Origin of the sequence: Aurantiacibacter xanthus (assembly GCF_003584015.1) — a bacterium.
GTDB classification, from domain to species: domain Bacteria; phylum Pseudomonadota; class Alphaproteobacteria; order Sphingomonadales; family Sphingomonadaceae; genus Alteraurantiacibacter; species Alteraurantiacibacter xanthus.
Genome location: NZ_QXFM01000065.1, coordinates 1 through 15290 on the forward strand (window position 1 = coordinate 1; position 15290 = coordinate 15290).

The 15290-nt window shown below is 66.5% G+C and carries 14 protein-coding genes; 4 read left to right on the forward strand and 10 right to left on the reverse strand.

Annotation, left to right across the window (positions count from 1 at the left end):
• From D2V17_RS06580 to D2V17_RS06590, 3 genes are all read left to right on the forward strand, one after another.
• On the forward strand, positions 1-729 hold a 729-nt coding region (locus tag D2V17_RS06580), incomplete at its 5' end, for an efflux RND transporter periplasmic adaptor subunit (protein WP_119592303.1).
• Complete coding sequence (locus tag D2V17_RS06585; RefSeq protein WP_119592304.1) at positions 726-3905, forward strand: efflux RND transporter permease subunit; 3180 nt, start codon at positions 726-728, stop codon at positions 3903-3905. The genes D2V17_RS06580 and D2V17_RS06585, both read left to right, overlap by 4 nt.
• Complete coding sequence (locus tag D2V17_RS06590) at positions 3902-5332, forward strand: efflux transporter outer membrane subunit (protein ID WP_119592305.1); 1431 nt, start codon at positions 3902-3904, stop codon at positions 5330-5332. Before D2V17_RS06585 ends, D2V17_RS06590 begins: the two co-directional genes overlap by 4 nt.
• 66 nt (positions 5333-5398) lie before the next feature.
• On the opposite strand, the gene D2V17_RS06595 is transcribed toward D2V17_RS06590, so the two are convergent.
• Genes D2V17_RS06595 through D2V17_RS06615 form a run of 5 tightly spaced genes read right to left on the reverse strand, consistent with a single transcriptional unit; the run spans position 5399 to position 11953 of the window.
• Positions 5399-5959 (reverse strand): YbaK/EbsC family protein, encoded by a 561-nt coding sequence (locus tag D2V17_RS06595; protein WP_228383711.1) that lies wholly within the window; start codon positions 5957-5959, stop codon positions 5399-5401.
• Complete coding sequence (locus tag D2V17_RS06600) at positions 5956-6321, reverse strand: DoxX family protein (protein WP_039578005.1); 366 nt, start codon at positions 6319-6321, stop codon at positions 5956-5958. Before D2V17_RS06600 ends, D2V17_RS06595 begins: the two co-directional genes overlap by 4 nt.
• Positions 6318-7760, reverse strand: a complete 1443-nt coding sequence (locus D2V17_RS06605; RefSeq protein WP_119592306.1) for an efflux transporter outer membrane subunit — start codon at positions 7758-7760, stop codon at positions 6318-6320. The genes D2V17_RS06600 and D2V17_RS06605 overlap by 4 nt, the downstream gene beginning before the upstream one ends.
• A complete protein-coding gene (locus tag D2V17_RS06610) occupies positions 7753-10833 on the reverse strand; it encodes an efflux RND transporter permease subunit (protein ID WP_015460390.1) in 3081 nt (1026 codons plus the stop codon). Before D2V17_RS06610 ends, D2V17_RS06605 begins: the two co-directional genes overlap by 8 nt.
• A 1-nt stretch (position 10834) precedes the next feature.
• The gene (locus D2V17_RS06615) at positions 10835-11953 is read right to left on the reverse strand and encodes an efflux RND transporter periplasmic adaptor subunit (protein WP_052208623.1); all 1119 of its coding nucleotides are present in this window, start codon (positions 11951-11953) and stop codon (positions 10835-10837) included.
• 104 nt (positions 11954-12057) lie between these two features.
• Here D2V17_RS06615 and soxR point away from each other — a divergent pair, with 104 nt between their 5' ends.
• Positions 12058-12507 carry a redox-sensitive transcriptional activator SoxR gene (soxR, locus tag D2V17_RS06620; protein WP_039577993.1) on the forward strand — a complete coding sequence of 150 codons (450 nt, stop codon included), beginning with the start codon at positions 12058-12060 and terminating at the stop codon, positions 12505-12507.
• A gap of 301 nt (positions 12508-12808) precedes the next feature.
• Here soxR and D2V17_RS06625 read toward each other — a convergent pair whose 3' ends face one another.
• The 5 genes from D2V17_RS06625 to D2V17_RS06640 are packed head-to-tail and all read right to left on the reverse strand — an operon-like array spanning position 12809 to position 15211.
• Positions 12809-13300: a hypothetical protein gene (locus D2V17_RS06625; RefSeq protein ID WP_039577989.1), complete on the reverse strand. Its 492-nt coding sequence runs from the start codon at positions 13298-13300 to the stop codon at positions 12809-12811.
• Complete coding sequence (locus D2V17_RS20925; protein WP_039577985.1) at positions 13300-13509, reverse strand: hypothetical protein; 210 nt, start codon at positions 13507-13509, stop codon at positions 13300-13302. Before D2V17_RS20925 ends, D2V17_RS06625 begins: the two co-directional genes overlap by 1 nt.
• Entirely contained in the window at positions 13502-13708 is a 207-nt protein-coding gene (locus D2V17_RS06630) for a hypothetical protein (protein ID WP_039577982.1), read from the reverse strand. The genes D2V17_RS20925 and D2V17_RS06630 overlap by 8 nt, the downstream gene beginning before the upstream one ends.
• A 22-nt stretch (positions 13709-13730) precedes the next feature.
• On the reverse strand, positions 13731-14369 hold the full coding sequence (locus D2V17_RS06635; protein WP_039577979.1) for an OmpH family outer membrane protein: 639 nt from the start codon (positions 14367-14369) through the stop codon (positions 13731-13733).
• Complete coding sequence (locus D2V17_RS06640; protein WP_039577975.1) at positions 14366-15211, reverse strand: SapC family protein; 846 nt, start codon at positions 15209-15211, stop codon at positions 14366-14368. The genes D2V17_RS06635 and D2V17_RS06640 overlap by 4 nt, the downstream gene beginning before the upstream one ends.
• Positions 15212-15290: the final 79 nt, after the last annotated feature.

The window sequence follows — 15290 nt, forward strand, 5'->3', positions numbered from 1 at the left end:
ACCGCGACCCTGCGCGAGCGCGAAGCCCAGGTCGCATCGGCGCGCGCGGCGGAGCGACTGGCGGCGCTCGACCTTCGCTATGCCGGCGTCGAAGCACCCATCGCCGGCCGGGTCGGTCAGATACTCGTCACCCGGGGCAATCTGGTCGCCGGCGGTGAGGCTGCGACACCGCTCACGACCATCGTCTCGGTTGATCCGCTTTTTGTCGAATTCGATGTCGACGAAGCGACCTATCTTCGCTCGCTGGCCGATCGCCGCGGGCAAGGCGCCGGGGCCAAGGTCGACGTCCGCCTCGAAGACGGCAGCAAGCGGTCGGCGCGGCTGGATTTCATCGGCAACCGCCTCGACCGTGCGACGGGCACGATCCGCGCGCGTGCGATTTTGCCCAATCCGGGCGGCCGTCTGGCGCCGGGCCTGTTCGCCGAAGTCGATATCGCGACCGGCGATACACGGCCAGCCATTCTGGTCAGCGACCTCGCGATCGGCGTCGAACAGGGCAGACGCTTCGTCCTTGTTCTGGGTGCGAAGAACGTGACCGAATATCGTCCCGTGACACTGGGCCCGATCGTGGACGGCCTGCGCGTTGTGGAGAAAGGCTTGCGGCCCGGCGACCGCGTCATCGTCAAGGGGCTCGCCGGCCCCGGCATGGCGGTCAAGCCCAAGATCGTGCCGATGCCGCGCGGCAATGGCGTTCAGAAAGCTGGCGTGCAGCGGGAGGCGGCGCGATGAACTTCCCCCGCTTCTTCATCGACCGGCCGATCTTCGCGATCGTGCTGTCGGTGCTGCTGCTGATCGCGGGCCTGCTTGCGCTCCTCCGCCTGCCGCTCAGCGAATATCCGGCGGTGGCGCCCCCGACGGTGACCGTTGTCGCCGCCTATCCCGGCGCTTCGCCCGAGGTCATCGCCGAAACCGTCGCAAGCCCGATCGAGCAGGCGGTCAACGGCGTCGAGGGCATGCTCTATATGGCGAGCCAGGCCTCCACCGACGGCCGGATGACCCTCACGGTCACCTTCGCACAAGGGACCGATCCCGACATCGCGCAGGTTCAGGTTCAGAACCGGGTGTCGCGCGCGCTGCCGCGCTTGCCCGAGACGGTACAGCGGCTGGGCGTGACCACGCAAAAGGTTGCGCCCGATGCGCTGATGGTCGTGCATCTTCTCTCGCCATCGAAGCGTTATGACCCGCTCTACATCTCCAACTATGCGCTGCTCCAGGTTCGCGACGAAATCGCGCGCATTCCCGGTATCGCCGATGTGGTCGTCTGGGGCGCCGGCGAATATTCGATGCGCGTCTGGCTCGACCCGGCGCGGATCGCTTCGCGCGGCCTGACCGCGAGCGACATCGTCGCTGCGATCCGCGCACAGAATGTAGAGGTCGCCGCGGGCAGCGTCGGGCGCCAGCCCAGCCCCGCCGCCGCGCAGCAGGTCGCGCTCGACGTCAAAGGCCGCCTCGCGACCGAGGAGGAGTTCGCCGCGATCGTCGTCAAGACCGGCGCCGACGGCCAGCTCACCCGGCTGGGCGAGGTCGCCCGGATCGAAATGGGTGCCAACGACTACGCGCTGCGCTCGCTGCTCGACGGCGAGCCCGCGATCGCGCTCCAGATATTGCAAAGCCCGGGCGCCAACGCGCTCGACACGGCGGCACAGGTTCGGGCGACGATGGACCGGCTCTCGAACGGGTTCCCGGACGGGCTGGAGCATCGCATCGCCTATGATCCGACGATCTTCGTCGAGGCTTCGATCGCAAGCGTGATCGTCACGCTGCTCGAGGCGACGCTCCTCGTCGTTCTTGTCGTGATCCTCTTCCTTCAGACCTGGCGCGCGTCGATCATTCCGCTCGTCGCGGTGCCCGTCTCGTTGGTCGGGACATTGGCGGTGATGTATTTGTTCGGCTTTTCGCTGAACACGCTGTCGCTGTTCGGACTGGTGCTATCGATCGGCATCGTCGTCGATGACGCAATTGTCGTCGTCGAGAATGTCGAGCGCCACATCGGGCTTGGCGAAACGCCGCGCGAAGCCGCGCGCAAGGCGATGGCAGAGGTTACGGGGCCGATCATCGCGATCACCTCGGTCCTCGCCGCGGTCTTCATCCCCACTGCCTTTCTTGGCGGTTTGCAGGGCGAATTCTATCGCCAGTTCGCGCTTACCGTCGCCATCTCGACCATCCTGTCGGCGGTCAATTCGCTGACGCTGTCGCCCGCGCTCGCCGGGGTGCTGCTCAAAGGCCATGACGCGCCGCGCGACCGCATCCAGCGCGCGATCGACAAGGGCTTTGGCTGGCTGTTCCGGCCCTTCAATCGCGCCTTCGATCGCGGCTCGGTCGCCTATGTCGGCGGCGTGCGACGTGTCGTCCGGCGCGGCGCGGTCGCGGGATTCGTCTATGCCGGATTGCTCGGCCTGACCTGGTTCGCCTTTGACAAGCTGCCCGCCGGTTTCGTGCCTGCGCAGGACAAATATTATCTCGTCGGCATCGTCCAGCTCCCGAACGGCGCGTCGCTCGACCGCACCCAGGCGGTGGCCGAGCAGGTCTCGAAGATCGCGCTGGCGGAGCCCGGGGTCGAAAGTGTCGTCGCCTTTCCGGGCCTGTCGATCAACGGATTCGTCAACGTGCCGAACGCCGCCGTCATGTTCGTGATGCTCGATCCTTTTTCCGAGCGCACTTCGCCGGACATGGCGGCGGGAGCGATCGCCGGACGACTGCAGGGCAAATATGCCGCTGTCCCCGACGGTTTCGTCGGCGTTTTTCCGCCTCCTCCGGTTCCCGGTCTCGGCGCGACCGGCGGGTTCAAGATGCAGATCGAGGACCGCTCGGGCGCGGGTTATGAGGCGCTCGCTGCTGCCAGCGCCAAGGTGATGGCGGCTGCTGCCAAGGAGCCGGCGCTTGCCGGACTGATGACCAGCTATAATGTCGCCTCGCCCGAACTTTCGGTCGATGTCGACCGGACCAAGGCGGCGGCTCAAGGCGTGGCGATGACCGATGTGTTCGACACAATGCAGGTCTATCTCGGCTCGCTCTATGTCAACGACTTCAACCGCTTCGGCCGCACCTATCAGGTTTATGCGCAGGCCGAAGCCGACGCGCGGGCGCAGCCTGATGCCGTCGGGCGGCTTCAGGTCCGCAACGCCCAGGGCGAGATGGTCCCGCTCGCGACGCTGGTCACGACCGCGCCCGGCGCGGGCCCGGATCGCATCATCCACTATAACGGCTTTCCATCGGCTGATATCAGCGGCGGTCCCGCGCCGGGCTTCAGCTCGGGGCAGGCGGTCGCGGCGATGGAACGGATCGCGCGCGCCGAACTGCCCGACGGCATGACCTTCGAGTGGACCGATCTGACCTATCAGGAAAAGACCGCGGGCAATGCCGCCCTCTACATCTTCCCGCTCGCCGTGCTCCTCGCCTTCCTGATCCTTGCGGCGCAGTATAACAGCTGGTCGCTGCCGCTGGCGGTCCTGCTCATCGTGCCGATGTGTCTCTTGAGCGCGCTCGTCGGGGTCTGGCTGACCGGCGGCGACATCAACATCTTCACTCAAATCGCCTTTGTCGTGCTGGTGGGACTGGCCGCGAAAAATGCGATCCTGATCGTCGAGTTCGCGCGCGCGCAGGAGGACGAAGGTCTCGATCCGCTTGCCGCAGCGCTCGAGGCCTGCCGGTTAAGACTTCGCCCGATCTTGATGACGTCGATCGCCTTCATCGCCGGCGCGGTCCCCCTGGCGATCGCCACAGGGGCGGGCGCCGAAATGCGGCAGGCCATGGGCATCGCGGTGTTCGCCGGCATGCTCGGGGTGACGCTCTTCGGCCTCTTCCTCACCCCGCTCTTCTACGTCGTGATCCGCAAGGCCGTTCTGCGGCGCGAGGCGCGGCGCCTTTCAAGCCCGGACACCAAGCCGCAGGAATTGACCCTATGACATCGATCGCCAAACTTTCACCCGCCGTCCTGCTCCTTGGCCTGGCCGGGTGCGCTACCGTCGGCTCCAACTATGTTCCCCCGCAGATCGAGGCACCCGGCGCCTATGCTGCGCAGCCGGTGGGCGTCGAAGATGCCGCTGTCGAAACCGCGTGGTGGAAACTGTTCGGCGACCCGGCGCTCGATGGTTTGATCGCCGAGGCGCTCGCGGCCAATCTCGACGCGCGGCTCGCCGTCGCACGGCTTGAGGAGGCGCGCGCACTCGCCGGCGTGTCGCGCGCGGCGCGGCTTCCTGGCGGCGGTGTTGATGCCTCCTATCAGCGCCGCCGTCCGGCCGATGCCGAGCGTCCGGTCGGTCAGCCACGCGAGGGCGATGTTTTGCGCCTCGGGGCAGAAGCCAGCTGGGAGATCGATCTGTTCGGCCGTATCCGCCGCGGGGTCGAAGCCGCCGAGGCCGACGTCGGTGGCGCCGAGGCACTGCTGCGCTCGGCCCGCGCGGCGGTTACGGCGGACGTCGCCAGCCATTATTTTGAATTGCGCGGAAGCGAGGCCGCGCTTGCGATCGCGCATCGCCAGATCGAAACCCAGCGGCGTTCGCTCGAAGTCACATATAAGCTGGAGCGCGCCGGCGCGGGCGCGCGTTTCGATGTCGTTCGCGCAGAGGCTGCGCTGTCCGCCGTCGAGGCGACGCTACCCGGGATCGAACAGCGCATCGGCACCGCGCGTCATGCGCTCGCCGTCCTGCTTGGCCAGACACCGCAAAGCTTCGCCGGTCCCGCCGCGACGACAACCGACCTGCCGCAGGTCACACAGATCGGCGTCGGCGCGCCCGCCGACCTGTTGCGGCGGCGGCCTGATATCGCCGCCGCCGAACGCGCGCTCGCCGCCGCCACCGCACGGCGCGGCGTCGCCGAGGCCGATCTATTCCCGACGGTGCGCCTGTCCGGGTTCATCGGGCTTCTCGCGGGCGGGTTCGAATCCTTGTTCAGCGGCGGTGCGCTTGCTTTCTCGGGCGGCCCCAGCCTCGATTGGGGGGTGTTCGATATGCCGCGGCTGCGCGCGCAGGTCCGTGTCGCCGATGCCCGCGTCGATGCGGCACTCATCGATTACCACCGGACCGTCCTGATCGCGCTTCGCGATGTCGAGGACGCGTTGACGACCTATGGTGCGGTCCGGACCAGCCTCGCGATGCGCTACCAGCAGGTCGGCGCCAGTCGCGAAGCGGCGCGAATGGCGTCGGTTCGCTTTCGCGAGGGCGAGGGCCAATATCTGGACGTTCTCGATGCCGAACGCAGCCTGTACGAAGCCGAAGCCACCCTCGTCGCGGCGCGCTCTGACCATCTCCTGTCGGTGGTCGAAATTCACCGCGCGCTCGGCGGCGGCTGGGAGGTGTGCGAAATGGAAAATGGTTCAGATTGCACCGGGTAACGCCGGATAATTGCCCGTTGGACCGTGCGAGAGATGTGGCAATGGCTTGCGAGCGGCGAGCGACAATCACCCCTGCCTGACATCGGCGACGATACCGCCCGTCATACGGATCAGATCCTTCGCGTTTGTGCGAAATGCATGAGTCGGCGAGCCGGCGGCCGCCCAAATGGAGTCGAGCGAGAGCAACGCGGCATCGATGATCGTGACCGGGTCGCAGTCATGGCCCAAGGGAGGAACGCCTCCAACGACGAAACCGGTTTGTTCCTGCACCCATGCGGCGTCCGCGGATTTGACCGCCCTTTCCGTCACCGCCGCGACCTTGCTGCGGTCGATCCGATGAGCGCCCGATGCGATCACCAGAACTACATCCTCGCCGGCGCGAAAGACGATCGACTTCGCTATCTGCGCGACAGAGCAGCCGACAGAAGCCGCCGCATCCTCGGCAGTCTGCGTTCCTGCCGGAAATTCAGCAATGCTGTCCGCATGCCCGGCAGCGCGCAGCGCTTGCCGCACCTTCTCGACCTTGTTCATGACTTTCCCTTCATTCTTCTCATCGAACCCGATCCTTGTCCTCGACTTTCCCTCGTCGGCAACGCCATGCGCGCTGCCTCGCAGCCACGCCATCATGCCCTTCTGTTCCGCCCCAAAGCGACGGAAAGCCCGAGAACGGAGAGTGAGACTGCAAGCACCACGGCAGGCGCGACAGCATGGTCGTAGTCCGCATTCACCAACGTAGTGAGCGTCGCGGCCGCCATGACCGAAGCTCCGAGCGCGGCGCCGAACGGCCGGGTGGCGGATCGCATCAACAAAATGCCGGCCGTCAGTTCCAGGACGGCCGTGACATAATGGAACCAGTCCGGATAGCCCCAGGCCGCATAGGCGGCGGCATATTCTTCGGAAATGAGGGCGTTGCCATAGGCTCCGAACAGGAAAAATGCCGCCAGCAGCCACGCCAATATCGTCGATAACAGGGGAAGAGCCTTATTCACTTTACTGACCTTTCGGAAAGGAGGGCGCTGTCGGTCGACCGCGCTTGCTGCCAGCCGCCGCCGAGCGCCTTGAACAGGTCGACCCGCGCCAGCGACAGTCGCCGCAGCGAAGCCGCATGGGAGGCTCGCGCGGCCAGCAAGTCGGACTGGGCGACCAGCACATCGAGCAATCCGATCGAACCGGCGCGATAGCGCCTGTCGGCAAGCTCGTAGGCTCGCTCCGATCGGTCCTGCGCCTCGCGCAGCGCGGCCAGCCGGCGCTGTTCGGTCGCTACGATGGCGAGGGCCTGTTCGGCCTCCTTGAGCGCCGTGATGACCTTCCCGTCGAACGCGGCCAGCGATGCCGCGCCCTGCGCCTCCGCCTGGCGCAGCCGCGCGCGGGCGACCGACATGTTGGGGAACCGCCACGACAGCAGGGGACCAAGCGAGAAACTGAAGGAATCGCTTCCCCGCACCACGTCGTTGCGGAAGAAGGTGCCGGAACCGCCAAGGCTGATGACCGGATAGAGGTCGGCGGTCGCCACGCCGATCCTCGCTGTGTCTGCCGCAAGCTGCCGCTCGGCCTGCCTGAGATCGGGCCTTCGCCGCAGCAATGCCGCGCCGTCTCCGATGGGAATGGCGGCGGCAGTGGGTTCAGGCGGCACCGCGCAGCGCCGCGCGGTTTCGGGCACATTGCCCGGCGTCGTGCCCAACAGGGCCGCCAGTTCGAACAGGGCGACCTGCCGCTGTCCCTCGAACGCCGGCAGCGCTGCCCTCGCGGTCGCCTCCGCTGCTGCCGCCCGTTCCACGTCGAGCCGGCTTGCCGATCCGGCGCGCGCCTGCTCCGTCACCACGCGCCGGCTTTCCGTGCTGGTCTGCAACGACTGCCGCGCCACCGATAAAGCGTAAGCCGCCGCGCAGGCGTCCAGATAGGCGCGGGTCGTTTCCGCAGCGACGGTCACGCGCACGGCATCGCGGGCGGCTTCGACCGCTTCGGCATCGGCGCGGGCCGCCTCGACGGCGCGCCCGATCCGGCCGAACAGATCGGCTTCCCAGGAAAGCGCGACTCCGGCGTTCTGCGACCATTGCGCGTCATTGCCGACCGGCGCGTCGACCTGTGCGGAATCGCCATAGCTGACGCCGCCCGATACCTCGGTGGATGGCAGCCGTCCGGCGCGCGCCTCCCGAATGATCGCGCGCGCTCTGGCGAGATTGGCCGATGCGACGCGCAGGTCCGTGTTGGCCGCGAGGGCCTGCTCGATCAGGCTGTCGAGCGCCGGATCGCGGTAGAGCCGCCACCAATCGTCGGGCAGGTCGCCAGCCCGGTCGATGCCGTCGACCGTCGTGATGAACGGCCCTGCCGACGCAGCGGGGGGTCTGCGGGGGGCATAGGCAGGGCCGGCCGCGCAAGCCGAAGCGAGCAGCGGCAAGAGGATAAGAGAGAGCCGGGACTTACGCATTGGCCAGACCCCCTTCAGCCGGGTATTCGCCGGTTTCGGTCGGCTCCTTCGGGCGGTGATCGCCCGCCAGCAGGGAATAGACGGTGGGCAGCACGAACAGCGTGAACAGCGTTCCCACCAGCAGGCCCATGACGACGACGATGCCGATGGCAAAGCGGCTGTTCGCCCCGGCGCCCCCGGCGAACAGCAGCGGCACGAGGCCGGCGGCCATCGCCGCGGTGGTCATCAGGATCGGCCGCATCCGCACCGCCGCGGCATGGCGGATCGCCTCGACCCGGCTCCAGCCTTCATGCCGCTGCATCTCGTTGGCGAAGGACACCATCAGGATGCCGTGCTTGGAAATCAGCCCGATCAGCGTGACGAGCCCAATCTGGGTGTAGATGTTGAGCGTGGCATAGCCGAGATAGAGCGGCGCCAGCGCCCCGCATATCGCCAGCGGCACAGTGACGAGGATCACCAGCGGATCGCGGAAGCTCTCGAACTGCGCCGCCAGCACGAGGAAGATTACCACCAGCGCGAAGCCGAAGGAGACGGTCAGCCGGTTGCCTTCCTGCACATATTGCCGGCTGTTCGACAGCCAGTCGACGCTCGTGCCCGCGGGCAGCGTCTGGCTTTGCAGGAAGTCCACCGCCTGCCCCATGGTCACGCCCGGCAGCAGCACGGCGGACAGCGTAGCGCTGTTCATCTGGTTGAACTGCGGCAGCCGGTTGGGCTGCGGGCGTATTTCGACGCTGGCGATGGTGGCGAGCGGAACGAGGCTGCCCGACGCCGTCCTCACCTGGAACCGGCCGAGATCGTCGGGCGCGAGCCGGCGGCTCTGCGGAACCTGCGCGATCACGTCATAGGAACGGTCGTGCCAGTTGAACCGGTTCACATAATTCTCGCCGACGAGGATCGCCAGCGTGTCGGCGACTTCGGACATGCTGACGCCCATTTCGCCCGCTTTCGCGCGGTCGATGGTGATGTGCGCTTCGGGGCTGTCGAAGGCGAGGTCGCTGTCCACGAAGGCGAACAGTCCGCTGCCCCAGGCGGCGCCCTTGATGGTTTCGAGCGTCTGGTAGATTTGCGGAAAATCGTCCGCCGAACGGATCACCATCTGCACCGGCAGGCCGCCGCTGCCCGCAGGCAAGGGACTGTCCTGAAAGGCGGTCGCATAGACGCCGGTCACCGCCGCCGTGCGCACGGTCAGCTCCGCCTGAATGTCGTCGGCCAAACGGTCCCGTTCCGCCCAGTCCTTGAGCACGACGCCGCCGAACCCGCCATTGGCGTTGTTATCGCCGCCCGAGCCGAACCAGCTGCTCCTGAACTCGGGTAGGGTCTGGAAGATGCGCTCGACTTCATCGCTATAGCGCCGCGTGTAATCGAGGTTGGCATATTGCGGCGCCTTGGTCTGCACGAAGACATATCCCATGTCCTCCGGCGGGGCGAGTTCGCGCTGGGCGCCGGTGAACAGCAACACGATCGCGCCGAGCATGGCGACGCCCACGATCAGGACGGCCGCCCGCGCCGCCAGCGTCCGGTCCAGCAGGCGGGAATAGCCGGCGGTGAGGCGGTGCATGCTGCGCTCGATGGCCTGGCTCAGCCTGCCTTCGCCCAGTTTCGAATGGAGCAGCTTGCCGCTCATCATGGGCGACAGCGTCAGCGCGACCACGCCGGACACGATGACAGAGCCTGCCAGCGTGAAGGCGAATTCGCGGAACAGCGCCCCCGTCAACCCGCCCATCAGCCCGATGGGGGCATAGACCGCCGCCAGCGTGATCGTCATCGCGATCACCGGCCCGACGATCTCCCGCGCGCCGACCAGGGCGGCCTCGAACGGCTTCAGCCCCTCCTCGATATGGCGGTGGATGTTCTCGACCACGACGATGGCGTCATCGACCACCAGCCCGATGGCGAGGACCATGGCCAGCAAAGTCAACAGGTTGAAGGAAAAACCGAAGGCCAGCATCAGCGCCGTCGTGCCCAGCAGCGACAGCGGAATGGTGACGACGGGGATGATGACCGCGCGCAGCGAGCCGAGGAACAGGAAGATCACCACGACCACGATCAGCACCGCCTCGACCAGCGTGCGCTCGACCTCGTCAATCGAGGCGTTGACGAAGTGGGCGACGTCGAAATCATTGGCGACCTCCACCCCCGGCGGGGCGACGCGCTGGATTTCGGGCAGCAGCGCCTTCACCGCCGCGACGATCTCCAGCGGGTTGCCGTCCGGCGTCGGCGAAATGGCGATGGACACGCCGGGACGGCCGGAGGCCTGCGCGGCGGCGTCATAATTCTGCCCGCCAAGTTCCACGGTCGCGATATCGCCCAGCCGCACGACGCCGCTGCCGCCGGTCTTTACGACCATGCGGCGAAACGATTCCACGTCGCGCAAGTCGGTGCCGGCGGTGATGTTGATCGCGGTGTTTGCGCCCTTCAGCTTGCCGGGGGACGCTTGCACATTATTGGCGCGCAGGGCGGCGGCGATGTCGCCCGCCGTGAGGCCGCGCGCGGCGAGCTTCACCGGATCGACCCACACGCGCATCGCCAGCGGGGCGCCGCCGCTGATCTGGGCGGATGCGACGCCGGGGACCGAGGTGAGCATCGGCTGGGCGACGCGCGCGGCGAAATCCACCAGCTGCGGCGGCGGCAGATCGTCGCTGATGAAGGAGATATACTGGATCGCCGAAGCGCCGTCGGTGATCTTGGTGATGACGGGATCGGTGACGCCCGTGGGCAGGCGGAACTTGACCTGCTGCACTTTGGCGAGGATTTCCGTCATCGCCCGGTCGGCATCGGCATTGAGTACCAGCTTGGCGCTGATCCGGCTGCTGCCCTGCATCGATGTCGAGGTGATATATTCGATGCCGCTGGCGGTCGCGATCGCTTGGGCCATGGGCGTGGTGACGAAACCTTGCATCACATCCTGCGTCGCGCCGGGAAAGGTCGTGTCGATCGTGATCGTCGCGCTTTCCATCCGGGGATATTGCCGGACCGGAAGGCTGAACGTCGCACTGACGCCCACCAGCAGGATCAGCAGGCTGACCACGATCGCGAGGATGGGGCGGCGGATAAAGATGTCTGTGAACGCCATATCAGCGGCCTCCAGCCCGTGCGGGGGCGGTCACGGTCACGTCCGCGCCGGGCTGGATGCGAAGCTGCCCTTCCGTCACCACGACATCGCCGGGCTTCAGGCCCCGTTCGATCACTATGTCATTGCCGATTCGTCGCCCGGTGCGGACCGGAACGAACTCCGCCTTTCCGCCTTTCCGGGCATCCTTGCCGCGAATGACGATCACGCTGTCGCCCTGCGCCGATGTCTGGATAGCCGTCGCCGGAACGACGAGCGCACTTGTTTGGGGCGGCAGCACCAGCGAGGCGGTGACATACATGCCGGGGCGAAGCACCCGGTCGGGGTTGGGCAGGATCGCCTGTACGGTAATGTTGCGCGTGTCCTCGCCGATCCGGGGTTCGACCGCGTTCACGCGCGCGGTGAATGTCCGCTGCGGATAGGCATCGCTGGCAACCGTGACCGTGGCGCCCGGCTTGATCATCCCGAGGTTCTGCTGCGGCAGCGCGAATTCGACATAAAGTCGCGACAGGTCGGTCAGCGTGGCGATCGGATCGCCGGGATTGAGATACTGGCCGGGATTGATGCGGCGGATGCCGATCTGCCCGGCGAACGGCGCCCGCACCTGTTTCTGGATCAGCCGCGCATCAAGCTGACGCACCGCCGCAAGCGCCTGATCCCGTTCTGCGCGGCGCTCTTCAAGCTGTTCGCGCGGTTCCGCGCCGCTCGGTGCAAGCTCTTCCGAGCGCACAACTTGCATGCGCGCGAAGGCAGCCCTTGCCCGCGCCGCGTCCCGGTCCGCCCGTTCCGGCCCGTCGAAAAGCTGAACAAGCAAGGCCCCGGCCCCGACCTCTGCGCCCGAATCAAACCGGATTGCCGAAACGCGACCGGCAACTTCGGCTGACAATTCCACTTCCCGCACGGCCCTGAGCGTGCCGATCGCTTCGAGGGAGAGGGGAACGTCCCTTGGCTCCAGTTGCATGGCGGCCACGGGCAGCGGTGCTTGATGCCACTCCTGCGCCTGTCCCGCCTTGAGCACGCGCCAGACGAACAAGCCTCCCAGCACAAGGGCAAGGGCGAAGACCGTTGCAAGGATGGTGCGAATGTGTGGGAGGCGCGCTTTCGTGCGCTCGATCAAGCTCATGTCGGCTCCGGTTTATGTCCGCGAGTTCGGACGGAATGGATGCTTGCGGAACAAGCCGACCTGCCTCATACAACCTCAACAATTATTGAGGTCAAGGGCTATTTATGTCTTCCGCAGTGTCGCAGGTTTTGGCCGTGGGCGAAGTGGCGCGCCGCAGCGGCGTGGCTGTCTCTACGGTCCATTTTTATGAGAAGCAGGGCTTGATCGCGGGCTGGCGCACGGAAGGAAACCAGCGCCGTTATCACCGCTCCGTCCTGCGCCGGATCGCCATCATCCGCATTGCCCAGCGTGCCGGCATCCCGCTGGCGATCATCAAGGACGCGCTGGCCGACATGCCGCACGATCATGTCCCCACTGCGGCAGACTGGCGCAATTTCACCGATGCCTGGACCGGCATGCTCAACGAGCGGATCATGTCGCTGACTCAGCTTCGCGACCAGATCGTGAGCTGCATCGGCTGCGGCTGCCTGTCGCTTGAGGAATGTCCGCTACGCAATCCGATGGATGAACTGGGGCGGTCGGGACCGGGGCCGCGGCGACTGAATAATCGCTAGCCTGCGCTACCCTCGAGAGGGTGGGTAAATAGTAATGGACAATTTTTTGCTTAGAATTTTTGGGCCCATCATCATCTCGTCAACGTCAGGCCGCCTCCCAGGTCCCTCTCGGCGGGTGGGCTGGTCGCGCGGACGTGCCTTGCGGCGGGCCTGATCCAACGCTGCGTCGCCATGTTCAAGCAGAAGCTCTTCGACTGCGAGCGACACCGCGTTCTCGAACCGGCGGGAGCGCCGCCAGCGAAGGCCGTCGAGCCACCGCTTCATCATGATCGGATCGAGCCGGAAAGGGGAAGAGTAAGGGTCATGTCCGCGGAAGCGACGTCTCGCTTGCGGCAGGCGCTGGAGCTGATGCCGGCGCATCCAGCTGGACGGCGATGCGGAGCGGCAGCAGCATGTCGCGCGGCGGCGCGGCCGCGAGCTGCTGGCCGACGATCAGCGCCTGCATATCGGCATTGGCCTCCGCGTGGGTGAAGGCAGGATAGTCGATGCGTGAGATTTTGCCGTCGCGCTCAATCCAGACCTTGATGACCAGGGGCGCGGTTGCCGCGTCTGGTGCGGGTCGGGTCGCATCGAGATAGGCGCGCAGACGTGTCGCCGGCTCGTTGTGCGCCTCGAGCCAACCGGTGATGGAGGTTGTCGCGAACTCGGCGTAGCGCACCCATTCGACCGGCGCGGCCGAAGGCGCGACACTCTGCGCCGCAACAGGCGTAGTCGAGGCAATCCCGGCGCCGACAAGGGCCGCAATCCAGCGTGTGACGCGGGACAAAGGTGAGGATTTGGAGGTAGACCGCATCAGCGCGCTCCCAGAAACATGAGGCCGACAAGCACCGCGGCTGCGACACTCACCGTGCGATAGAAATGAAGCTCGAAAGCACTGACCGGGCGACTGCGTTTCACCGCCCGGTCCCGCGCCCGGCGCTCGCGTTCGGCAACGACGTCAGCGCGGATCGCCTGGACCCAGCCCGCTAACCCGCGAACGCTGGCGATCGGACTCTCAGACACCGGCGCCTCCGCCGGCGATGATGAGCGGCCGCCAGTCCCGGCTACCTCGAGGGATGCGGGCGCCCGGAACAGCGTTCATATAGGAATCGACCATGGCCGCCGCCTCGCGGTAGAGGATTGCGATCGCGCCAAGGGCCAACAGGCTGGTGATGAGAACCCCCAGCATGAAGGCCCCCAAGGCAATCAGGATCGTCCCCATGGTCGCTTCCCTCTTTCCGGCCTTATCGCTGCGCCGGCGCCTGGACGGCTGGCTGTTGCTGCGGCAGGCGCTCGCGTTCGAAGCTGATGGTCTGGATGCGGGCATCCAGAGCGCGCACAACGTCCGCTGTCAGATCGTTGGCGAAATTGCCGCCGAGCGCCGCGCCGCGATCGAACAGCAGCCCACAATTCTTACTGCTATAGACTTGGGCGATTACGGGCTGCGCTTCGGTGGCGATGCGTTCCAGCGCCTTGGCGCGGGTCGCCTCGATCTCGCGGCTGGAATGAGCGGCCTGGGTTTGCAGCGCCTGCCAGCTGCGGGCCAGGGTTTCGCGGCGCTGGCGGTTGGCCGCATTGTCAGGCTGGCCTTCGAGTGCGCGTGCTTCGGTTTCCAGAGCCGGGCGCTGCCCGTCGATTTCGGCCTGAGCGGCGCGGGTCAGCTCGGCCAGACGCGCAGACGCGGCCTTGCCGACAGCGGCATTGGCGAAGATGGCTTCGCGCGAGAGCAGGCAGACACCGGGCACGATGGGGCCGCCAAGGGGCTGCGCGGCTGGGGCAGCGGCAGGTGCCTGTCCGCCACCGACCGTCTGCGCCGAGGCAGAGGCGCCTGTGAAGGCGGAAGCGAGAATAAGGGCGGAGAGGAGAAGAGGACGGCTGTTCATGATACGACTTTCCTGGACTTGTTGGACTTTGCCGGGGCGACGGCCTCGGCGGCAGCGGGTTCGTTCGAAGCACCTGACGATGACGGATCCGCGACGAGACGCAGCGCCTGCCGATCGACCAGCGCGCGGAAGCGGTCGAGCGAGGCGAGGTGATGATGCACGAGCGCAAGCAGGCCTTGCTTGTGCCAGGCAACGACCGTCTCATCATCGAGGCCTGCAAATTTCTCGGCATCGACGATCAGGAAGTTATTGAGACCCAGCTTGCGGCCATCGGACAGGGTCGCATCCGCCCGCCGGTCGACCAGCAGATCCTTTTCCTTCAGCGCATCCGTGAACAGCTTGGTCAGTTCCGCTTCCCGGCCGAACGCTGTGCAGAACTCCAGCGCCTGCTGCGTCAACGCGGAGGGCTTGCCGTCCTCGAACAGCGCCGTCCCTTCAGTCCCGCCCTGAACGACCCGATCCGAACCGCTGTCGATCGACAGGGCAAAGCCGTCGGGCTCCTCGGTCCTGCCGAAGGTGAAGGGATATCGGCGGACATAAGCGGGGATGTAGCAATCGCTCGCCCAGCGGCCGTCCTCGACGAAGAGATTGGTGGGCTCCAGGCCCAGAACGGCGATCGGCTGCGCGGTGTCGCCAGCGAACACGACCGGATAAGTGCGCGCCGCCGAAACGATTTCGCTCGCCACGATCGGCAGGAAGGGCGTTTCGGCCGCGAAGGACACATCGCCGGCCTTCAGGCGCCAGTCAGCGTGAACGGTCGAATGGAGTGGCTGCAAGGCCTTGTAGAAGAGCGGAAGCATGGGGGCAGCGGTCGAGGCCGCAGCGTTGGCGTTGTCTGCCATGATTAAGCAATCTCCGAATGAGGTAGTCCGGGACGGCGGCCAGTGGACCGCCGCCGTCCCGGTGGGAGCGGGCCGACCA

Coding starts and splice junctions, on each gene's coding strand:
- D2V17_RS06585 (WP_119592304.1), top strand. CDS start 726: ATGAACTTCCCCCGCTTCTTCATCGACCGGCCGATCTTCGCGATCGTG.
- D2V17_RS06630 (WP_039577982.1), bottom strand. CDS start 13,708: ATGGGGACGATCCTGATTGCCTTGGGGGCCTTCATGCTGGGGGTTCTC.
- D2V17_RS06590 (WP_119592305.1), top strand. CDS start 3,902: ATGACATCGATCGCCAAACTTTCACCCGCCGTCCTGCTCCTTGGCCTG.
- D2V17_RS06625 (WP_039577989.1), bottom strand. CDS start 13,300: ATGCGGTCTACCTCCAAATCCTCACCTTTGTCCCGCGTCACACGCTGG.
- D2V17_RS06640 (WP_039577975.1), bottom strand. CDS start 15,211: ATGGCAGACAACGCCAACGCTGCGGCCTCGACCGCTGCCCCCATGCTT.
- soxR (WP_039577993.1), top strand. CDS start 12,058: ATGTCTTCCGCAGTGTCGCAGGTTTTGGCCGTGGGCGAAGTGGCGCGC.
- D2V17_RS06610 (WP_015460390.1), bottom strand. CDS start 10,833: ATGGCGTTCACAGACATCTTTATCCGCCGCCCCATCCTCGCGATCGTG.
- D2V17_RS06635 (WP_039577979.1), bottom strand. CDS start 14,369: ATGAACAGCCGTCCTCTTCTCCTCTCCGCCCTTATTCTCGCTTCCGCC.
- D2V17_RS06615 (WP_052208623.1), bottom strand. CDS start 11,953: ATGAGCTTGATCGAGCGCACGAAAGCGCGCCTCCCACACATTCGCACC.
- D2V17_RS06605 (WP_119592306.1), bottom strand. CDS start 7,760: ATGCGTAAGTCCCGGCTCTCTCTTATCCTCTTGCCGCTGCTCGCTTCG.
- D2V17_RS06595 (WP_228383711.1), bottom strand. CDS start 5,959: ATGATGGCGTGGCTGCGAGGCAGCGCGCATGGCGTTGCCGACGAGGGA.